The sequence below is a fragment of the Paraburkholderia largidicola genome (assembly GCF_013426895.1).
Lineage (GTDB): Bacteria > Pseudomonadota > Gammaproteobacteria > Burkholderiales > Burkholderiaceae > Paraburkholderia > Paraburkholderia largidicola.
Window position 1 is genome coordinate 1,826,737 of the sequence record NZ_AP023175.1, and the last position, 19,015, is coordinate 1,845,751.

At 62.6% G+C, this 19,015-nt stretch carries 19 protein-coding genes; 8 read left to right on the plus strand and 11 right to left on the minus strand.

Annotated features, from left to right (window positions below):
• Window positions 1-98 precede the first annotated feature (98 nt).
• Together PPGU16_RS24895 and PPGU16_RS24900 are read left to right on the plus strand one after the other, a co-directional pair.
• Window positions 99-2,588: a penicillin acylase family protein gene (locus tag PPGU16_RS24895; protein ID WP_180723065.1), complete on the plus strand. Its 2,490-nt coding sequence runs from the start codon at window positions 99-101 to the stop codon at window positions 2,586-2,588.
• A 32-nt stretch (window positions 2,589-2,620) separates the two neighbouring features.
• On the plus strand, window positions 2,621-2,992 hold the full coding sequence (locus PPGU16_RS24900; protein WP_180723066.1) for a nucleotide pyrophosphohydrolase: 372 nt from the start codon (window positions 2,621-2,623) through the stop codon (window positions 2,990-2,992).
• A 207-nt stretch (window positions 2,993-3,199) separates the two neighbouring features.
• Here PPGU16_RS24900 and PPGU16_RS24905 read toward each other — a convergent pair whose 3' ends face one another.
• The 8 genes from PPGU16_RS24905 to PPGU16_RS24940 all read right to left on the minus strand — a co-directional run bounded on the left by PPGU16_RS24905 (window position 3,200) and on the right by PPGU16_RS24940 (window position 9,793).
• The gene (locus PPGU16_RS24905; protein WP_180723067.1) at window positions 3,200-3,778 is read right to left on the minus strand and encodes a YceI family protein; all 579 of its coding nucleotides are present in this window, start codon (window positions 3,776-3,778) and stop codon (window positions 3,200-3,202) included.
• Window positions 3,779-3,814: 36 nt separating this feature from the next.
• Complete coding sequence (locus PPGU16_RS24910; protein WP_180723068.1) at window positions 3,815-4,378, minus strand: YceI family protein; 564 nt, start codon at window positions 4,376-4,378, stop codon at window positions 3,815-3,817.
• Window positions 4,379-4,431: 53 nt separating this feature from the next.
• On the minus strand, window positions 4,432-5,001 hold the full coding sequence (locus PPGU16_RS24915) for a cytochrome b (protein ID WP_180723069.1): 570 nt from the start codon (window positions 4,999-5,001) through the stop codon (window positions 4,432-4,434).
• 370 nt (window positions 5,002-5,371) lie between these two features.
• Window positions 5,372-5,914, minus strand: a complete 543-nt coding sequence (locus PPGU16_RS24920) for a nucleoside deaminase (RefSeq protein WP_180723070.1) — start codon at window positions 5,912-5,914, stop codon at window positions 5,372-5,374.
• 34 nt (window positions 5,915-5,948) lie between these two features.
• Window positions 5,949-7,061 (minus strand): BMP family ABC transporter substrate-binding protein, encoded by a 1,113-nt coding sequence (locus PPGU16_RS24925; protein ID WP_180723071.1) that lies wholly within the window; start codon window positions 7,059-7,061, stop codon window positions 5,949-5,951.
• A 157-nt stretch (window positions 7,062-7,218) separates the two neighbouring features.
• On the minus strand, window positions 7,219-7,614 hold the full coding sequence (locus PPGU16_RS24930; protein ID WP_180723072.1) for a VOC family protein: 396 nt from the start codon (window positions 7,612-7,614) through the stop codon (window positions 7,219-7,221).
• A gap of 165 nt (window positions 7,615-7,779) precedes the next feature.
• Entirely contained in the window at window positions 7,780-8,391 is a 612-nt protein-coding gene (locus PPGU16_RS24935; protein ID WP_180723073.1) for a hypothetical protein, read from the minus strand.
• A 7-nt stretch (window positions 8,392-8,398) separates the two neighbouring features.
• Window positions 8,399-9,793 carry a selenium-binding family protein gene (locus PPGU16_RS24940; RefSeq protein ID WP_180723074.1) on the minus strand — a complete coding sequence of 465 codons (1,395 nt, stop codon included), beginning with the start codon at window positions 9,791-9,793 and terminating at the stop codon, window positions 8,399-8,401.
• Window positions 9,794-10,080: 287 nt separating this feature from the next.
• On the opposite strand from PPGU16_RS24940, the gene PPGU16_RS24945 reads away from it, so the two are divergent.
• The 4 genes from PPGU16_RS24945 to PPGU16_RS24960 all read left to right on the plus strand — a co-directional run bounded on the left by PPGU16_RS24945 (window position 10,081) and on the right by PPGU16_RS24960 (window position 14,325).
• Complete coding sequence (locus tag PPGU16_RS24945) at window positions 10,081-10,899, plus strand: helix-turn-helix transcriptional regulator (protein WP_180723075.1); 819 nt, start codon at window positions 10,081-10,083, stop codon at window positions 10,897-10,899.
• 136 nt (window positions 10,900-11,035) lie between these two features.
• The gene (locus PPGU16_RS24950) at window positions 11,036-12,400 is read left to right on the plus strand and encodes an MFS transporter (protein ID WP_180723076.1); all 1,365 of its coding nucleotides are present in this window, start codon (window positions 11,036-11,038) and stop codon (window positions 12,398-12,400) included.
• 22 nt (window positions 12,401-12,422) lie between these two features.
• Window positions 12,423-14,120: an FAD-dependent oxidoreductase gene (locus PPGU16_RS24955; RefSeq protein WP_180723077.1), complete on the plus strand. Its 1,698-nt coding sequence runs from the start codon at window positions 12,423-12,425 to the stop codon at window positions 14,118-14,120.
• Window positions 14,121-14,145: 25 nt separating this feature from the next.
• Window positions 14,146-14,325, plus strand: coding sequence for a hypothetical protein (locus PPGU16_RS24960; protein ID WP_180725203.1), 180 nt, complete (start codon window positions 14,146-14,148; stop codon window positions 14,323-14,325).
• 61 nt (window positions 14,326-14,386) lie between these two features.
• Here the strand turns inward: PPGU16_RS24960 and hpaR are convergent, their stop codons facing one another.
• Complete coding sequence (gene hpaR / locus PPGU16_RS24965) at window positions 14,387-14,863, minus strand: homoprotocatechuate degradation operon regulator HpaR (protein ID WP_180723078.1); 477 nt, start codon at window positions 14,861-14,863, stop codon at window positions 14,387-14,389.
• A 284-nt stretch (window positions 14,864-15,147) separates the two neighbouring features.
• On the opposite strand from hpaR, the gene PPGU16_RS24970 reads away from it, so the two are divergent.
• On the plus strand, window positions 15,148-16,110 hold the full coding sequence (locus tag PPGU16_RS24970) for a helix-turn-helix domain-containing protein (RefSeq protein ID WP_180723079.1): 963 nt from the start codon (window positions 15,148-15,150) through the stop codon (window positions 16,108-16,110).
• Window positions 16,111-16,261: 151 nt separating this feature from the next.
• Here PPGU16_RS24970 and PPGU16_RS24975 read toward each other — a convergent pair whose 3' ends face one another.
• The gene (locus PPGU16_RS24975; RefSeq protein WP_180723080.1) at window positions 16,262-16,951 is read right to left on the minus strand and encodes an HD domain-containing protein; all 690 of its coding nucleotides are present in this window, start codon (window positions 16,949-16,951) and stop codon (window positions 16,262-16,264) included.
• Window positions 16,952-17,168: 217 nt separating this feature from the next.
• Window positions 17,169-18,101, minus strand: a complete 933-nt coding sequence (locus PPGU16_RS24980; RefSeq protein ID WP_180725204.1) for a LysR substrate-binding domain-containing protein — start codon at window positions 18,099-18,101, stop codon at window positions 17,169-17,171.
• Window positions 18,102-18,239: 138 nt separating this feature from the next.
• On the opposite strand from PPGU16_RS24980, the gene PPGU16_RS24985 reads away from it, so the two are divergent.
• Window positions 18,240-19,013 (plus strand): transporter substrate-binding domain-containing protein, encoded by a 774-nt coding sequence (locus PPGU16_RS24985; RefSeq protein ID WP_180723081.1) that lies wholly within the window; start codon window positions 18,240-18,242, stop codon window positions 19,011-19,013.
• Window positions 19,014-19,015: the final 2 nt, after the last annotated feature.

Genomic DNA, 19,015 nt, shown 5'->3' on the forward strand with positions numbered 1-19,015 from the left:
TGGTCAGTGCTTTCGTTACAGTCGAATGCGAGCGTGCAAACTGCTTCGTGCACAATGCCCGGACGTCCCGATTCCCCGAACCACTACGAACCCGAACGATGAGCCGTCGTCCCGCCGTCGCAAGTCAGTCGTCAAGCAGATCGATCGGTAAAACCATCGGCCTCGCCGCGCTCGTGCTGGCGGGCGTCGTCGTCGGGCTGCTAGTCGCGGCGCTGCTCGGCGGCTGGCTGCTGCTGCGCGGCAGTCTTGCGCAACTCGACGGCATGCAGCGCGCGCCGTCGCTGTCGTCGCCGGTGACGATCGAGCGCGACGCGCTCGGCGTGCCGACCATCCACGGCGCGACGCGCGACGATGTCGCTTATGCGACGGGCTTCCTGCACGCGCAGGACCGCTTCCTTCAGATGGACCTGCTGAGGCGCGTCGCGGCGGGCGAGATGTCGGCGCTGGTCGGTCCGAACGCGCTCGAACTCGACAGGCGCAATCGGCTGCATCGCTTCCGCGCCCGCGCGCATGCCATCGTTGAAGCGATGCCCGCGGATCAGCGGCAGCTCCTCGAGCGCTACACGGCGGGCGTCAATGCGGGACTCGCCGCGTTGTCGTCAAGGCCGTTCGAATACTGGATGCTGCGCACGCAGCCCCAGCCGTGGCGTGCCGAAGATTCGCTGCTGGTCGTCTACGCGATGTACTTCGATCTGCAATCGTCCGAAACGCGCCGTATCCTCGCGCGCGCCGTGTTGCGCGACCGCGTGAGCGCCGACCTGTACGCGTTCCTGCTGCCCGCCGCGAGCCATTGGGACGCGCCATTCGACAGCGCGTCGACACCGCCCGTCGAACCCGCGCGCATTCCTTCGACCCGTCCCGACTGGCTCTCGGCGCCGAAGCCGGTGAGCGTCGCGAACGAGCAGAGCGAAGCTGTGAACGAGTCCGCTGTGGGCAGCAACGGCTGGGTCGTCGACGGCGCACACAGCGCGCATGGCGGCGCGATTCTCGCGAGCGACATGCACCTCGGGCTGTCGCTGCCGAACATCTGGTACCGCGTGTCGCTGATGTGGCCCGCCGGCGACGGACTGCCGATGCACACGCTGACGGGCGTGAGCCTGCCCGGCGCGCCGCTCGTGATTGCGGGCAGCAACGGCAAGATCGCGTGGGGTTTCACGAACAGCTACGGCCGCTATATCGATCTGATCGAGTTGCAGCGCAACCCTGCCGACCGTTTGCAGTACCGCACACCCGATGGCGCATGGACGCGCGCGACCGTCTATCACGAGCGCATCGACGTGAAGGGCGGCGCGAGCGTCGACTTGCCGGTGGCCGAAACGCGCTGGGGACCGGAGCTGACGATCGGTGCGCGCGCGTATGCGTTGCGCTGGGTCGCGCACGATCGCGAAGCCGTGAACCTCAATCTGCAAAAGCTCGAAGACGCGAAGACGATCGACGAAGCACTGCGCGTCGCGCAGACCAGCGGCCTTCCGACCCAGAACATCATGGTCGCGGACTCGCGCGGCAAGATCGGCTGGACGCTGGCGGGGCCGCTGCCGCAGCGCGATCCGGGCGACGCGCAAAACGGCCCGGACAGCGACACGCCATACGACTCGGCGACGTATAAAGGCTGGCAGCACTATCTGCCGCCCGCGTCGTATCCGAAGCGCGTCGATCCGCCGCTCGGCCGTCTGTGGACAGCGAACAATCGCGTGGTGATGTCGGGTGACGCCGCGCTGATCGGCGACTCGGGCGCGGACCTCGGCGCGCGTGCGTCGCAGATTCGTGACGATCTGCTCGCCGCGCCGAGCCCCGACGAGCACGCGATGCTGTCGATCCAGACCGACGACCGCGCGCAATGGATCGAAGTCTGGCGTCGCGTGGCGCTCGAAGCGCTCGATGCCGGCGCGCTCGAAGGTCATCCGCAACGCGCGGCGTTCCGGCAGCAACTGGTCGCATGGAATGGACGCGCGGATGTCGACGCCGTCGGCTATCGGCTCACGCGCGGTTTCTTCTTCTCGCTGTACGACGCGTGGTTCGGCAGGCTCGACGCCGAATTGGCGGGCGCGATGCCGGGCGGCGGCAATGGCAATCCGCCGCTTGGTCTGCGCATTGCAAACTCGCGCTACGAAGCCGTCATGGAGACGCTCGCCGAGCATCACGCGTGGATGCCGGACGGTTTCAGGGACTGGCGCGCGTTCATGCTCGACCGCATCGATCGCACGATTGCGCAACTGCCCGCCGATACGCCGGTCGAACAGGCGCGCTGGGGCGAACGCAATCGCGCGGCCATCGAGCATCCGTTTGCGCGCATCGTGCCGGCGTGGCTGCCGTGGGTGCGCGGCTGGCTCGGCGCGCCGCACGATCCGCTGCCCGGCGACATCAACATGCCGCGCGTGCAGGCGCCGGCGTTCGGCGCATCGGAGCGGATGATCGTGTCGCCGGGACGCGAGCAGAGCGGCATCTTCGAAATGCCGGGCGGGCAGTCGGGTCATCCGCTGTCGCCATACTTTCTCGCCGGACACGAAGCGTGGGTGCGCGGCGAGAAGACGTCGTTTCTGCCGGGCGCGCCCGTGCATCGGCTGATACTTGGCCGCACGGGCCAATGACTTTGTATTGAAGGTTTGAGTGGAGTGTCCGTATGGAGAATGAACGCAGCAGCGATCTGCTCGCGGTGCGCGATCTGTTGAGGCAGTTCGTCGATGAGCGCGACTGGTCGCGCTTTCATTCGCCGAAGAATCTCGCGACGGCATTGAGTGTCGAAGCGAGCGAACTGCTGGAGCCGTTTCAATGGTTACAGTCGGGCGAAAAGAGCGAACTCGCCGACGACAAGCTCACCGCAATCCGTCATGAGATGGCCGACGTACTCGCGTATCTCGTGATGCTTGCCGACCGGCTCGATGTCGATCTGTATGCGGCGGTGCTGGAGAAGATCGAACTGAATCGCGCGAAGTATCCGGCGCACAAGGTGCGCGGCGATTCGCGCAAGTACTCCGAATACGGCGGCGACTAGCGTTCATATCGTCGCGACGTCTTCTGCGAAGAAACGGCGGCGCGCGTGTTCGCCGGTCGGATTGTCGGGGCCGCGGCCTTGCCATGTCGGCGCGAACTGTCGATAGGTGAGCGTTTTCGGGAGCAGGTCGCGTGGGCTGAAGGCCACGGCCGCAGCAATGAAAAAAGCCGCCCGAAGGCGGCTCGCATGACAGTCAGCGTGATGCGCTTACTGCTTGACGCCTTCAGCCTGGATATGCAGCACCGTCTTCGTATTGAAACCGTACGACTTGCCCCAGTCGATGCCGAAGTCCGCGCGGTCGAACGTCGCCGTCGATTCCGTGCCGCACACTTCACGCTTGAGCATCGGGTTGATGAAGCACTTGAACGATTCGATCTTCAGGTTCAGCGGCTTCGTCACGCCGTGCAGCGTCAGCGTGCCGATCACTTCGACAGGCGTGTCGCCGTCGAAGCGGATCTGCGTGCCCTTGTAGGTCGCCGTCGGGTACTTCGCTGCGTCGAAGAATTCCGGCGTTTGCAGATGCTTGTCGAGCTTGTCGTTGCCCGTGTCGATCGAGGTCGTGTCGATCGTCACGTCGACCGTGCCCGTCTTCGCTGCGCGATCGAGCGTGACCGTGCCGCTCGACTTCTTGAACTTGCCGCGCCATACCGAGATGCCGCCGAAGTGATCGGCTTCGAAGCTCGGGTACGTGTGATTCGGATCGAGCTGGTACGTATCGGCTGCCATTGCATTGAACGACATGCCCGCGATCAGCGCGCCCGCTGCGATCAACAGTTGTTTCTTCACGTTATTCTCCTGAATTGATGAGTGTGCCCCGCGCGCTCAATGCTTTGCGGCGACGATGTGAAACTTGATGACGACGTCGTCGGCGACTACCGACGTATCCTTCCATTCGCCCGAGCCGATGTCGTACTGCGTGCGTTTGATGGGCAGCGAGCCGTCGAACGTCTGCGTCGCGCCCTGCTGCGTGATGGAAACCGGCACGGTGACCGTCTGCGATTTGCCCTTGATGGTCAGCTTGCCCGTGACCTTGTACTGATTGCCGCCCGCGGGCGCGATCGCCGACGAAACGAACGTCGCTTTCGGGAACGTCGCGCTGTCGAACCATTCCTTGCCGCGCACCTGCTTGTTGTACTCAGGGTCGCCGAGGTCGTAGCTGTCGGTGTCGATCGACAGATTCGCGCTGCCTGCCGTGGGCTTCGCGGGATCGAACGTCAGTTGTGCGTTGAACTTCTTGAACGTGCCGTCGACGGGCACGTTCATCTGCTTCGATGTCGCGACGACCGTGCTCTTGCCCGCATCGACCTGTGCGAAGGCCGGCAACGCGGCGGCGAACAGAACGGCGGCGGCACCCGCCAGCACGCGGCGATAAGAAGTGTTCTTCATGTTCATTCGATGTCCAGCGTAAGTTCAACGTGAAAGCGCCGCGAGAAGCGCGCTCATTTGAGGAAAGGAATCATGCGGGCAAGCAGTCCGTCGCGTTCGACGAACTGATGCTTGAGCGCCGCCAGCACATGCATGGCGAACAGCACGAGCAGCGTGTAGTTCAACGCGATATGCGTGGTGCGCAGAATGGCCTTCAGTGCCTGATCGGGACCGATGAAAGTCGGCAGCGGCAGCACGCCGAGATACACGACCTGCACGCCTGCCGCCGAGCTGAAGAAGTAGCCGCTGATTGGAATGGCAAGCATCAGCACATAGAGCAGCGCGTGCGTTGCATGCGCGGCGGCCTTTTGCCATGTGGGCGTCGCGACGGGCATCGGCGGCGCCTGATGCGTTGCGCGCCATAGCACACGTAGCACGGCCAGCGCGAACACGGTGACGCCGATCCACTTGTGCCACGAGACGTACTTGAGCTTCGTCGGCGTGAAGCCCGGAATGTCCGTCATGATCCAGCCGAGATAGAAGCCGCAGATCATCAGCAGCGCAATCAGCCAGTGCAACGCAATGGCCGTGCGGCTGTAGCGCAGCGACTTGCCGGCGCTTTGAGAAGAAGCGTGGGACGTCATAGGCAATCGAGGACCTTCGCGTGTTCTGTTCACTGTGGAGTGCGACGTAATGACGCCGCCTCCGACTGAACGCGAATGGTAGTGGGCGAATATGCCTATGAATAGCTATGTGCGGGAGAACAGATCGTTGCGGCGGTGCGAGCAATCATTTAACAATCACGCCGATTACTTGCACTTCGATCTACGATACGCGTTTTCGGCTTCCTGACGCCGGTAGTAACCTTGCAAGGTGGTTTCCGGTTCGCCGCTGTAGCCGCCGAATGTCGGGACGACGGCGTTTGCCCGATCTTGCTCCATTGCGCCTATGCACAGGACGAGGCAAAGGATCGATGGATCACCGAACCTTTGCGCTTTAGCAATGCGCCACGCTTCAGTCGGAACGCGAAGCCCAAAAAGCGTGCTGTACCTGCATGATTTCTTCTTCGACTTCCACGACAGGGCCGATCAGATCGACAGGCTTCTGGCAATGATCGTAGACGTATTGCGACGACACGCTCATCGTCGGATTTTCCGCATGATTGCCCGTGGCTTGCAACAGGCGTTCTTCCGTCATCCCGAACACCACGCGGCCGATGTTCGCCCAATACGCGGTACCTGCACACATGCAGCACGGCTCGACAGTCGTATAGAGCGTGCAGCTCCACAGATACTGCGGCGTGAAGTTGAGCGCGGCAATGCGCGCAAGCACCGACTCCGCATGATTGACGGTATCGACGTTGCCTTGTTCGATCAGCACGGTCTCCTGATCCGGGCCGACGAGTATCGCGCCGAACGGATGATGTCCCATCAGCGTCGCACGCTCCGCGACGACGCTCGCACGACGCAAATGACGCACGATCTGTTCGCGCGTCGGCGCAAGCCCTTGTTCGGGAAAGTCCGACGCGTCGTGTATCGATGAAGTGGTCAGGCTCAAACGGTGTCTCCTCCTTTTATGTTCGCATTCGCGCTTACTTCGGCAGCGATCCGTCGACGCCCTGCACGAACCAGTTCAACCGCAGCAGATCCGCATCCGACAGCGACTTGCCCGCTGCCACCTTGATCACGCCGCCCTGATCCTTGATCGGCCCGGAGAACGGGTCGAACTTGCCCGCGATGATGTCGTCGCGCTTCTGCGCCAGCGCTTTCTGCGCGACAGGCGACACGGCTTGCGTGTTGATGCTGGCGAGGTCGATCGCTTTTTCCTTGAGGCCCCACCACGTCGGCGCGTTGGTCCACTTGCCCGACTGCACCTGATCGATCAGATGCGAATAATAGACGCCCCAGTAACTCACGCACGCGCCCAGTTGCGCGTTCGGGCCGAACTGCTTCATGTCCGAATCCCAGCCGAACGCATGCACTTTCTTCTGCTCGGCCGTCTGCATCGTGGCCGTCGAATCGGTGTTCTGGATCAGCACGTCGGCGCCCTGGCCGATCAGCGTTTCGGCTGCCTGCTTCTCCTTGCCCGGATCGAACCACGTGTTGATCCACACCACTTTCACCTTCGCGTTCGGATTGACCGAGCGCGCGCCCATCGTGAACGCATTGATGTTGCGCACCACTTCCGGCACGGGCACTGACGCGACGAAGCCGAGCGTGTTGGTCTTCGTCGTATAGCCGCCGACCAGCCCCGCAAGATACGCGCTCTGATACGTGCGCACGTCGTAGGTGGCGAAGTTCGCGGCCTTCTTGTAGCCCGTCGCGTGCTCGAAGACGATATCGGGGTAATCCTTCGCGGTCTTCAGTTCGAAGTCCTGGAAACCAAAGCTCGATCCGACGATGATCTTGTTCCCCTTGCTCGCGAGGTCGCGGAACACACGCTCAGAATCCGCCGATTCGGGTACGTTCTCGACGCGCGTGACCTTGATCTTGTCGCCGTACTTCGCTTCGATCGCCTTCACGCCTTGCTCGTGCGCATACGTCCAGCCGGCGTCGCCGGGATTGCCGAGATAGACGAAGGCGACGCCCAGCGGCTGCGCGGCCAGGGCGGCCGTGCTCAGCACGGCAGTGGCGCCGAGGGCTGCGAGACGCGCAGCGGGAAGGCGTAGCGAACGCATGACTGCGCGGGCCATTGTTGTTTTCATGAAATCTCCGGAGACGGGGAAAAGTAAAACGCGGTAAAGACGCGCAGACGGTCTGCCGCATCACGTCAGCGAAGATGGTCGTAAGCCAATATCGAGGTCGAAATTGAAATCCGTTATGCGCTCTATAACGGAATTGATATGAAGGATGTCGCCCCTTTCACGGCAGGTTCAGTTGCCACGACACGCCGAAGCGGTCGCTGACCCACGCGAAGCGGCGGCTGAAGCCGTAGTTGTCGAGCGGCATCAGTTGCGCGCCGCCTTCGGACAGCGCCGCGCACAGCTTCTCCTGCTGCGCTTCCGAGTCGCAGTCGACGAACAGCGAGAACGCCGGCGTGAACGTGAAATCGTGCCTCGCAATGCTGTCGGTGCACATCACCGTCTGAGCGGCGACATGGAACGTGCCTTTCATCACCGAACCTTCGTGCCCCGGGGCGTCCGGCGCGTAATGGACGATTTCGACGATCTTCCCGTCGTCGAATAGCGACACGTAGAACTTCATCGCTTCTTCTGCGTTGTGGTCCTGGAACAGCAGGAAGGGACGGGCAGTCGTCATCGCGTGATCTCCGTAATGGTGAGCTTGCCTGTGGTCGACGGGCTCACGATTGCGCTTCAGGTGAGAGTTTCCGGGAGCCGCGCAACGGTGAGTTGCCCCGCAACCCGCACGGCACTGTAGTGTAAGGTGAGGTTATTCGGGACCCGGATCGAACGTTGCGCGCAGCTAGCCAGTGACGATCAACAGTACGCCCGTGACGGTCAGCGCGCCGCACCAGAGCCAGTCGAAATTGATCCAGCCACGGCGCAACATGCCGAGCCCGAGGTACTGATAGGCGGCGAGCGCGATCGCGCTTGCCGTCGCGAGTGTGACGACGGTGTGCACGGCCGTCACCTGACCGACCGATTCGAGCGAACTGCCGATAGGCATCCCTGCGCCGCATAGCGGCAGCAGCGCGGGCAGCAGCATCAGGCCCGCGCCATGCATCGTCGCCATAGCCGCCGACCACAGCGCGAGCCCGACGAAGCCCGCCGTCATGCCCACGCGCACGCGCTGCTTGTGTCCATAGAAATGGTGATACGCGGCCCACGCGATCAGCAGCACGCCCATGAGCATGCGCAGGTGATCGGTTCGCGCGAAGAGCCCGAACGCGACAGCCGACGTCGTCACGAACATCACCGCAACGGCATGGCCGAGCGCGAGCGGCGGCAGCGCCATCAGCAAAGCCTTGCGGCTGCCATGCTGAAGCCCGAGCGCGGCTGCGAACAGCCAGCCCATCGCCGGGTTCACGCCATGAAAGATGCCGCTGCCGATCACCGTCGCCCACACGCCGTTCATTGCACGCTCACGGATAGCAATATGAATCCGACGACGCGTCGCCGCCTTCCAGCCGGATCTGATGCGGACGATGCGACTTCGGCCAGTCGACGAAGAAGTCATTCGCCATGGTGAGGCCGCCGTTCTTTCCTGCGTCGAGCTTGACCATCCAGCCGTTGAGACCATCGGGATAGAACTGCTCGTCGATCGCGCCGTACAGCGAGTTGGTGAAGTAGACGCGGCTGCCGTCGCGGCTCACTTCGACCATCTGCGGGCCGCCGTTCAGCGGGCGCTCGCCCGCGGCCGCATGCGTCGCCCGCGCGACGATGCCGCCGATGCGCACCGTGCCTGTCAATTCAGGCTTCATCGGATCGGAGACGTCGTATTGCCTGAGATCGCCCGTACCCCAGCACGACACGTACAGGAAACGGTCGTCGAGCGACAGCGCGATATCCGTGACGAGCGGCGGCACCGCGCCGAAACCTTTGAGCATCGGCGGAAGCAGGGAGGCGTCGGCGGGCTCGGCGGGAATCTCGATCACCTTGCGCGCAGCCCACTGGTCGCCTTCGCGATACCACGTCCAGATCGACGCCGACAGGTCCTTGAGGCTGATCACCGAATTGACGAAGCCGTAGGCCTTGGTCGGATCGTGCGCGGGGCGCAGTTCGAACACCAGCTGGTTCTCCGCGCCGAAGTCGACGACCTGCTTGTGCTTGCGCGTGTTCATGTCCCAGAAGTGCAGCCGGTGCCCATACTGCCCGCCGAGCAGCACTTCCGGCACGAGGCCGTTCTCGAAGGTCGCGGGCAGGCCCCATTCGCTCGTCACGACGGTGTCGTAGCCGAGGTGCCACCAGCCGTCGTAGGCGAGTTCCTGCGGGCCGCGATCGATTTCCCACTGACCGCGAATGTCGAAGGTCTCGTGATCCATCAGGAAGATGCCGCCGGGCGCTTCGCCCTGCGCGTTCGCGAGCGACACCACGTAAATGCCCGCCGGCCCGCAGTGCACGGTATGCGGGCGCGTATAGCCCGCTTTATCCGCCACCTCGGCCGGTTCGAGCACGCGCACGATTTGCGGTTTCCGCTTGTCGGGCTTCGTATCGAGAATATGGATGCGCGACGAGCGCAGCCCCGGCACGACGAGATAGCGGCGCTCCGTATGCGGATGCGGTGCGTTGGGGCATAGGCACGAACTGCACGCGTTCCAGCCGAAGTGATGCAACTCGTCGCCCGTATTGGGCATCGGCACGCGGCCGACGATGCGCCCATATTCCGCCGAGCCTGGATCGACATCGACGACGGCGAGTTCGTCGGGCGTATCGCGCGACGGATCGAAGCTCGCCACATACGCGACGGTTTCCTTCGGCGCGCTGCTTGCCATGCGCGCGGAGGGATAGAAGGTCGGATCGGGTTTCCATGTCGCCATGACTCATCTCCGGAAGATGTTGCGATGCGGCACGCAAGTCGCTCGCGCCTTATACCAAAACGGCACGAGCGTTTGAGCTTTTCACTGTAGGCAATTTCGCGGCGGATTGCGGGACTGTTCGTGGTGGCGTGACATGTTTGATCCGTGCGATGAAGCGCGGCGGACGCTGTTGCGTCGGTATGGATGTCGAAGCGACAGTCAGATATGCGCAAACGCCGCGCAGATTAAAATGATGCGATTCCGCGATTTTTCTCGCCTTATAAACACTGCGAAGCCGCAATCCGATCATGCGTTCATGGCGTCTCGACCGTCCCGTTTCGCAAGGGCAGCTGGATCTCAGCCGCGCGACGGGACTCGTATCGTCGATCGGCAGTGACGATTCGAATGCGCTCGCCGCCGAAGTGCTGAAGCTGCTCGGCGATATCGCGGCGATTTCGCAGTGCACGATCTTCGCGTACGAGTTCGGCAACCGGCCGCGCACTGTTTCTGTGGCGGACCATCGGGGCGGGCGTTTTCTGCGCGACGTCGCCGATACTTATGCGCGCCACTTCTATGCGCTCGACGGCAACCAGAAGATCGTTTCGTCGGCGCGCAACGACAAGCCCGGCTCGACGCTCGTGCTGCATCAGCAGACCAGCGAGGACATTCTCAACGAAGCGTATCGCGCCGCGTGCTACCAGCAGCCGAACGTATCGGACCGCGTGTCGCTGCTCGTGCAGCCGACACCCGATATCTGGCTCTCGGTGAACCTGTATCGCGACCGGCGCTTCGGCAATTACCATCCGCGCGAGATTGCATTGATCGAGGCGATGGCGCCGTTGATCGCGCACGCGGCCAAGCATCACTATGCGATCTGCGGCCAGCGTGATCTGGCGATCTCGCATCTGATGCTAGCGCGCGTGCGCGGCCTCTGTCCCGAGCTGTCGAAGCGCGAACTCGATGTGCTGACGGGCGTGCTCGAAGGACGCAGCGCGCAGGAAATCGGCGACACGATGGGCATCAAGGCGACGAGCGTCGTCACGTATCAGAAGCGCGCGTTTCGACGGCTCGGCATTTCGAGCCAGCGGCAACTGTTCGCGCTGTGCATCGGGCCGGGCAAGGTCTGACGCATTTCCGCCGACGTATTCGCGTTTTCCCCAGGCCTTAGCCAGCCCCAGGTTGTACCCAAAATGAGGACAGGCAGCACATAGCTGCGTTCCATACTCCGACGCATCAGAAAGCGACAACATCGGAGACAACGGTATGGACACCTCCTCGCAAGCCGGCGCGCTGCATGCGACGCCTGCCAGCACCGCGCCGCATCGGCACGAACAGCCCGTGATCGCGAAGGTTTCGCGGCATCTGCTGGGATTCCTGTTCGTGCTGTTCTTCTTTTCGTTTCTCGACCGCATCAACATCGGCTTCGCCGGTCTGACGATGATGAAGGACCTCGGGCTCACCAGCACGCAATTCGGTCTCGCGACGACGCTCTTCTACGTCGCCTACATCGCGTTCGGCATTCCGGGCAACATCGTGCTGGCGCGGATCGGCGCGCGCAGATGGATCGGCACGATCATGATCGCGTGGGGCCTTGCGTCGACGGCGACGATGTTCGCGACCAGCCCCGGCACGCTGTATGTCTTGCGCGTGCTGGTCGGCGTGACGGAAGCGGGCTTTCTTCCGGGCATTCTGCTGTATCTGACCTACTGGTTTCCCGCCGCGTACCGGGCGCGCGCCAACGCGCTGTTCATGATTGCGATGCCCGTGACGGCGGCGGTCGGCTCGGCGTTGTCGGGTTTCATCCTCGGACTCGACGGCACGCTTGGACTGAAGGGCTGGCAATGGCTCTTCCTGCTCGAAGGCTTGCCGTCGGCGATTCTCGGCCTCGTCGTGTATGCGTATCTCGACGACAGCCCGCAACAGGCGCGCTGGCTCGACGACGAAGAAAGGCGCACGCTTGCCGCGACGCTTGCTGCGGAACATAAGCCGGGCGTTACTGTGGATGCTCCCAAGCGTGGCGAGAAGAGCATCGTCAGCGAACTGCTGTCTCCGGCTGTCGTGAAGTTCGCGATTGCGTACTTCTGTCTCGTGAACACGCTGGCGATGGTCGCGGTGTGGACGCCGCTGATCGTGAAGAGCTTCAGCGCCGACGCAAGCAATCGCACGATTGGTTTGCTCGCCGCGATTCCGCAGGTGTGCACGATCGTCGCGATGATCTGGTGGGGACGCCGCTCGGATCGCAAGCAGGAACGCAAATGGCATCTGATGATTCCGATGCTGTTCTCCGCCGCAGGCTGGCTGTGCACCGCATACTCGGCGAACCCGGCGATGCGCATGTTCGGCGTGTGCCTCGCGTCGGCGGGTTCGTACACGGCGATGTCGATCTTCTGGACCACGCCCGATCACGCGTTGAGCTTCCGTGCACGCGCCATCGGCATTGCCGTGATCAACGCGACGGGCAACATCAGTTCGGCGCTCAACCCGCTGATCGTCGGATGGCTGCGGGACGCGACGCACAGTTTTTCGGCGGGGCTGCTGTATTCGGCGGCGCTGCTGGTGATCGGCGTAGTCATCGTGACGCTGCTGCCGATGGACAAACGCGAAGCGCCAACTGCGCATGTCGCCTGAAGGAATCGATCTGGAGCATTGGATGAACAAGCAATTCAAACCGTATCCGTTCACCGCGAAACAGTACGCGGCGCGCGTGCCGCAACTGAAGCAAGGTGTGGACACGCAGCGTCATGCGGTGACGATCGTCGGCGGCGGTCCTGTTGGTCTCGCCGTCGCGCTCGGTCTCGCGAATCACGGCGTGCGCTGCGTGCTGATCGAAGCGGACGATTCCGTTTGCTACGGCAGCCGCGCGATCTGTATTTCACGCCGCAGCCTGGAGATCATCGAACGGCTCGGCGCAGTCGATGGCTTTCTGAAAACGGGCTTGCCGTGGACGGGCGGCCGCAGCTTCTATCGCGAGACGGAAGTGCTGCACTTCACGATGCCGCAAGACGAAAACCAGAAGCTGCCGCCGATGGTCAACCTCGCGCAATATCACATCGAACAGTTCCTGCTCGATGCTGCCGAGAAGCGCGCCGATCTGATCGATATCCGCTGGCAGACGCGCGTGAAGTCGATCGATTCGCGCGATGACGGCGCAACGCTGCAATTGACGACGCCTGAGGGCGACTATGCGCTCGAAACGGATTGGGTCGTCGCCGCCGACGGCGGGCGCAGCACGATTCGCGAAGCGCTCGGCTTGCAGTTGCAAGGCACGAGCTACGAAGGGCGCTATGTAATCGTCGATATCGAACTGCAAAGCGATCGCCCGACGGAACGTCTCGCATATTTCGATCCTTCTTCGAATCCGGGTTCGACGGTGCTCGTGCACAAGCAGCCGGACAACGTGTGGCGCATCGACTATCAGTTGCGCGACGGGGAAGACGCCGAGCAGGCGGTGAAGCCTGAAAACGTGATGCCCCGCGTGCAAAGTCTGCTCGACATGATGGGCGAGACAGGCGATTGGTCGCCGATCTGGATCACGATCTACAAGGCCAATGCATTGACGCTCGAACGTTATCGGCACGGGCGCGTGATGTTTGCAGGCGATGCCGCGCACCTCGTGCCGATCTTTGGCGTGCGCGGCGCGAATTCGGGTATCGACGATGCGGACAATATCGCGTGGAAACTGGCGTTTGTTGTGAAGGGGCTGGCGTCGGCGACGCTGCTCGACAGCTATTCGGATGAGCGTGTTGCCGCTACGCATGAGAACCTGAGTTATGGCACGAAGAGCACCGAGTTCATGGCGCCGCCTTCGTTTGCATTCGATCTGATGCGCAAGGCTGTGTTGAGCCTTGCAGTGAAGCATCCGGGTGTGCGCTCGCTTATCAATCCGCGGCAGACGTCGGCGATTACTTATGTGCAGTCGCCGTTGAATATTTCCGATGCGGATGAGTTTGCTGCGGGGCCAGTGCCGGGCGCAGTGCTCGCCGAGTTTCCAGTGACGATTGCCGAAGGCGGGCATGCGCGCGAAGCGCATCTGACTGATCTCGTCGGTGCGCGTTTTACGGCGCTGTGTTTCGGCGAAGAGGGTGAGATGTCCGTTGATTTCACCGCGCTTGCGCAGACGCTGCGCGAACGCGGCGTGCCGTTCAAGGTCGTGTCGCTGAACGCGCGTTTGAATCCGCAAGCGCAGGGCGTGCATGCGTGGGATCACACGGGGCGCATCTTCGAGCGCTATGACGCGAAGCCGGGCACGGTGTATCTGGTGCGCCCGGATGGACATGTGCTCGGGCGCTGGCGTGATGCAAGCGCCGAAGATGTCGAGGCGGCGATCACACACGCGCTTGCCCGATGAACCAATTGAACGAATGGAGAACGCGATGACCGATGCAGAACTCGATACCGTCTATACGCGGCTGTGCAAGACGATGACCCAGGTCGGCGAGGCGAATGCGCCAATGTTTCTCGCGCGGTTCGCGCTGCTGGCGATTGAAAAAATTGGCGATGCGGATGTGTCGCTGAAGTTGATCGATGCGGCGGGGGAGGGGGCAAGCGAATAGCATTACCTGCTTGCGATCCCGCTGATATCACGCGCCGCGCGCTCCCGCCGGCGCGTTCGTCTCACTCCGCATCACGGCTTTCCCCCGTATCCAGTTCCCTGATCAACGCATCCACCGCCACATAAAGATCGCCGACAACTTTCTCTCCGACCTTGCTCTCCAGCGCCCGATACTCCGCTTCCAGCATCGGCTTCATCCGCTCGACGATCTCCTCGCTCTGCGCGGTCAACGACACGCGCACGCGCCGTTGATCGTCCTCGAAACGCTCTTTCGTCACATGTCCAATATCTTCCATGCGCGCGAGCACGCCCGCGAGACTCGGACTCGAAATCGTGCACAGCGCGCAAATCTGCCGCGGCTCGAGCGGCCCGTTCTCGTGCAGCGCGCGAATGATGCGCCATTGCTGCTCGGTCAGCCCCTGCGCCGTAAGCAACGGACGGAAGCGCGCCATCATGAGTTCGCGCGCGCGCAGCAGCAGCATCGGCAGGTTGCGATGCATCGCAAGCGGTGTGGCTGAGCGGGATCGGGTCGTCACCATTGATATCCAGGCGGGAAAAGCGATTCGCTAGGATATAAGTAAATCACGCCCGATAACAGCCGCGTATTACGGATTTTCTTTAGCGGGCCTGGTGTTCTGGAAGGCTTCGGCGGATTTTTGACGCCGACTAGAATGGAGAAGTCAGCGCTGGGTCCATGAAAATCCACGGACTGTCGTGTTCAGCCGACGAAAACGCCCAGGACAAACCCTCGGAAGTATTTCCCCGACCGCGTGGTCGGTTATTCTACGCAACTTGGCGGTTTTTTTGAGATTGTGGGGGCACCGTGTACGTCCATCACCAGTTCTTCAACGATGCCGATGACCACGCGGCCGCGCTGCGGGGCTGGGATCAGCGTTACGACCAGATCGGCTCGGGCACGTTTCGCAGCGCGGTGAAGCAGATCGAGCTGGACGGCGTGCAGGTGTTCCACGAGTCGGCGAATCTGCGCGTCGTGCAGCGCGGGCAACTGCCGGACAATCATATGACGTTTGGCATTCCGCTCGCGGGCGCTGGCGCGTTCTCGTTCGGCGGCGTGCGCATCGATCGCGGCGGGTTCGTGATGGCGCAAGGCGGCATGCCATTCGAGTTTCACTCGCCCGACGACATGGCGCTGATCGGCGTCGTGGTCGATTCCGACATGCTGCAAGGCGTCGCCGATTGCGCGGGCGTCGAGCTCGACGACAATCTGTTTCGCCGCACCGTACTCGATATTCCGAACGCCGCATGTACGCGCGCCGGGCTGCAGCTCGCGACGCTGATCGAACGCGTTCTCGCGCAGCCCGAAGCGTTCGACGACATCCGCGCGCAGCACGCGGTGCGCAACCAGGTGAGCGAGGCACTCGTCGATCTGCTCGCGTATCACGTGCCCGCATCGTCGAACCGGCTGACCTATGCGTGTCAGGCCGATATCGTGCGCCGCATTCACGACTTCGTGATCAACCATCCCGACGAACTCATCGACATTCAAAGCCTCTGCACGCAGTTGCGCGTGAGCCGTCGCACGGTGCAGAACAGTTTTCAGGCTGTCGTGCAAACCAACCCGCTGGCCTACGTGCGCTCATTGCGGCTCGCGCAGGTGCGGCGTCTGCTGCTCGATACGCGCCAGGCTGATCTCTCCGTCAGCGATGCCGCCGCGCAATGGGGATTCGTGCACCTCGGGCATTTCGCCAATGCATACAAGGCGCAGTTCGGCGAGTTGCCTTCGCACACTGTCCGACGGTCGTCACGCGCGATTTCGGCGCGATGAGCGAAGCGCGAACACATCTGTTCGCAGTTCTGTCCCAACCAAAAAAGAATCCGCGCTCGCGAGAACGCGGATTCAAAGGCACGCTTGAGCGGAGACTGCAAGCGGCTTGATCGTCAACAGACCTTGACGAAGAGAGAGCGGTGAGTCGCGCTTAGCCGTGGTTGTGCGCGGGATTGCGGCACACGCTGGCCTGCACGTTCGAGTCGTTCCACGCCGAGCCGAGGATGATGCTGCAGAAGTTCAGGCGCTTGTATTCGGGGTCTTTCAGCGCGAGCACATCGGCCTTCACATTGCCGAACGTCGTCAGCGGCTTGTGTTTCGTGCCGTTCGCGAACGCATCGATGATGTTTTCCTTGAAGCTCTCGCCGCGCGGATGCGCTGCGACGATCAGCTTGCGGTCTTCCGTCGAGAACTCGTCGTAGGCGAGACCCAGCACGTCCATCTCGACGCCGGCCGTCACCAGCGCGACCACGGGCTTCTTGTACTGCGGAATGCCCGGCGTCGTGTGCAGCGCGATTGCATCCCACACCATGTCGATGTCGTTCTCATCGATGCCGTAGCCCTGCAGAAAACTACGCGCAACATTCGCGCCGTCGACTTCGAAGCGATCGTGCGCGCTGCTGTATTTTTCCATCAGGCCCATGTCGTGGAACATCGCGCCGATGTACAGCAACTCCGGGTCGTACTTCAGTTGCTTGCGTTCGCCCGTCAGCGCACCGAACAGGAACACGCGGCGCGAGTGGTGATAGAGCAGATCGGTTTCGGTGTCACGCACGAGCTGCGTTGCTTCGCGCGCCATCTTGCTGTCGGGGATCTTGATGCCTGCGATGATTTCGCTCATTTCGGGTTCTCCAGAACGTGATCGGTGGTGGCCGTTCGCTGTGTCGAGTTGAGCGATCGGCGTGTGATCAAAGTGTAGGGAGAGCCCTCTCGCGCGGCAAAAGCATTGATACACGCGATGCTGCCAACTGCGCGCGGTTTTCTGCCACGGGCGGCGGAACCTGCTTCAGGTGAGGATTTACGGGAGCCTGAACAGCGAGCGGTGGTTGCCGGTTCAACTACGTCCGATGATTCCGCGCGCGCACGGTTCGCGTGTACGACGCGATCATCGTCGCGAGTTCCTGGGCGGCGGGCGTGAGCGGCGCGGCCGCGCGTTGCAACACGCAGACGTCCTGCGCGGCGACGCGCTCGCGCACGCCGATCGTGGTCAACACGCGTGCGAACGGGCCGCGCTTCGTCACTACGGCTGCCTCCAGCGACAGGCAATCCGTCTCGCTCACCAGATGCAGCGACTCGAACAGCCCTTCGACGGTCGAGACGATTCTCGGCGGCGCGAGACGGTGGCTCTTGAACAGATCGTTGAGGCGGTGTGCTTGCGGATCGTCGGTGAGATTGGGCGAGCGCGTCGCGATCCACGAGCAGTCCGCGAGTTCGGCAAGCGACTTCGCGTGCGCCATCGGATGACCGCGCCGACATACGACGACGGGATCGGACGGATACAGCTTCGTCACCAGGAGATCGGTCGTGTCCGTGTGCTTCGCGACGAGCGCGACGGCGAAGTCGAGCGTGCCCTCGCGTATCCACTGGATCATCATCCGCGACGTGCCCGTTCGCATATGCACGGCCACGCGCGGAAACCGCTCGCGAAACTCCGTCAGCACGGGCGCGCCCGCGTCGATCAGCGGTTCGGTCGTCATGCCGAACGTGACCTGTCCGGTGTACTCGCCGCGCAGTTGCTGCGCTTCATGTTCGGCGCGCGCGCATTCGCCGAGGATCGTCGCCGCGCGTTGCAGCATGCGCTGCCCGATCGCCGTGAGCGCGATGCCGCGATTGGTGCGCGTAAAGAGCGTGGCGCCCAGCATCGACTCGAGGTTCTGCAATTGCTGCGTGATCCCGCTTTGCGCGATGCCGAGCGCGCGCGACGCGGCGCGGATGCTGCCGTGCTCGGCCACCGCCGTGAACACGCGAAGCTGGGAAATGGTCAGAGCCATCGTCGAAAGGGGCGCAAAAAACTGGCGATCAGCAGAAGTGATCATGATAGACAGATTTGCACTTTTTTGTATCACTGGCGCATCGTAGGATCGACTCGGAATGCATCCCGTCACCGCCGACCGATAGGCCCGTTAGCCATGAAGACTTCGCTGATACTTCTCCTTGCCGCACTGGGATTCGCAAGCCAGGGCGCGTTCGCACGCGATAACGACACGATTCGTCTCGGCATCGACCCGACCTATCCGCCAATGGACGCGAAAGCACCCGACGGCAGTCTCAAAGGATTCGACGTCGATCTCGGCAATGAAATCTGCAAGCGCATTCACGCGCGCTGCGAATGGGTCGAACTGGAGTTTTCCGGCATGATTCCGGCGCTGCAGGCGCGCAAGATCGACGCGATCATGTCGTCGATGGCGATCACCGCGAAGCGCGAGCAGCAGATTCTCTTTTCGTCGAAGCTGTTCCAGTTCAAATCGCGGCTGGTCGCGAAGCAGGGCACGGCCCTGAACGGCAGCGCGCCCGCGACGTTGGCCGGCAAGCAGATCGGCGTGCAAACGGGCACGCAGTTCGAGTCGTTCGCGCAATCGCATTGGGCGCCCGCTGGCGTGCACGTGGTCGCGTACAAGGGCCAGGACGAAGTGTTCAGCGACCTGATCAATGGACGCCTCGACGGCGCACTGCTCGGCACCGTCGAAGCCGACTACGGCTTCCTGCGCACGCCGCAGGGCAAGGGCTTCGCATTCGTCGGCGAGCCGCTCGATATGGGCGATCGCGGCGTCGGCATCGGCTTGCGCAAGGACGAAGGTGCGTTGCAGACGTCGATCAACACGGCCATCGCGTCGATGCGCAAAGACGGCACGTATGCGCAGATCGCGCACAAGTATTTCGATTTCGATCCGTACGGTAACTGATC

What these genes read in the sequence shown, in the direction of transcription:
- PPGU16_RS24950 (WP_180723076.1), top strand. Translation starts at nt 11,036, where the DNA reads ATGGACACCTCCTCGCAAGCCGGCGCGCTGCATGCGACGCCTGCCAGC.
- PPGU16_RS24925 (WP_180723071.1), bottom strand. Translation starts at nt 7,061, where the DNA reads ATGAAAACAACAATGGCCCGCGCAGTCATGCGTTCGCTACGCCTTCCC.
- PPGU16_RS24955 (WP_180723077.1), top strand. Translation starts at nt 12,423, where the DNA reads ATGAACAAGCAATTCAAACCGTATCCGTTCACCGCGAAACAGTACGCG.
- PPGU16_RS24940 (WP_180723074.1), bottom strand. Translation starts at nt 9,793, where the DNA reads ATGGCGACATGGAAACCCGATCCGACCTTCTATCCCTCCGCGCGCATG.
- hpaR (WP_180723078.1), bottom strand. Translation starts at nt 14,863, where the DNA reads ATGGTGACGACCCGATCCCGCTCAGCCACACCGCTTGCGATGCATCGC.
- PPGU16_RS24910 (WP_180723068.1), bottom strand. Translation starts at nt 4,378, where the DNA reads ATGAAGAACACTTCTTATCGCCGCGTGCTGGCGGGTGCCGCCGCCGTT.
- PPGU16_RS24930 (WP_180723072.1), bottom strand. Translation starts at nt 7,614, where the DNA reads ATGACGACTGCCCGTCCCTTCCTGCTGTTCCAGGACCACAACGCAGAA.
- PPGU16_RS24960 (WP_180725203.1), top strand. Translation starts at nt 14,146, where the DNA reads ATGACCGATGCAGAACTCGATACCGTCTATACGCGGCTGTGCAAGACG.
- PPGU16_RS24945 (WP_180723075.1), top strand. Translation starts at nt 10,081, where the DNA reads ATGCGTTCATGGCGTCTCGACCGTCCCGTTTCGCAAGGGCAGCTGGAT.
- PPGU16_RS24985 (WP_180723081.1), top strand. Translation starts at nt 18,240, where the DNA reads ATGAAGACTTCGCTGATACTTCTCCTTGCCGCACTGGGATTCGCAAGC.
- PPGU16_RS24935 (WP_180723073.1), bottom strand. Translation starts at nt 8,391, where the DNA reads ATGAACGGCGTGTGGGCGACGGTGATCGGCAGCGGCATCTTTCATGGC.
- PPGU16_RS24895 (WP_180723065.1), top strand. Translation starts at nt 99, where the DNA reads ATGAGCCGTCGTCCCGCCGTCGCAAGTCAGTCGTCAAGCAGATCGATC.
- PPGU16_RS24915 (WP_180723069.1), bottom strand. Translation starts at nt 5,001, where the DNA reads ATGACGTCCCACGCTTCTTCTCAAAGCGCCGGCAAGTCGCTGCGCTAC.
- PPGU16_RS24980 (WP_180725204.1), bottom strand. Translation starts at nt 18,101, where the DNA reads ATGGCTCTGACCATTTCCCAGCTTCGCGTGTTCACGGCGGTGGCCGAG.
- PPGU16_RS24975 (WP_180723080.1), bottom strand. Translation starts at nt 16,951, where the DNA reads ATGAGCGAAATCATCGCAGGCATCAAGATCCCCGACAGCAAGATGGCG.
- PPGU16_RS24900 (WP_180723066.1), top strand. Translation starts at nt 2,621, where the DNA reads ATGGAGAATGAACGCAGCAGCGATCTGCTCGCGGTGCGCGATCTGTTG.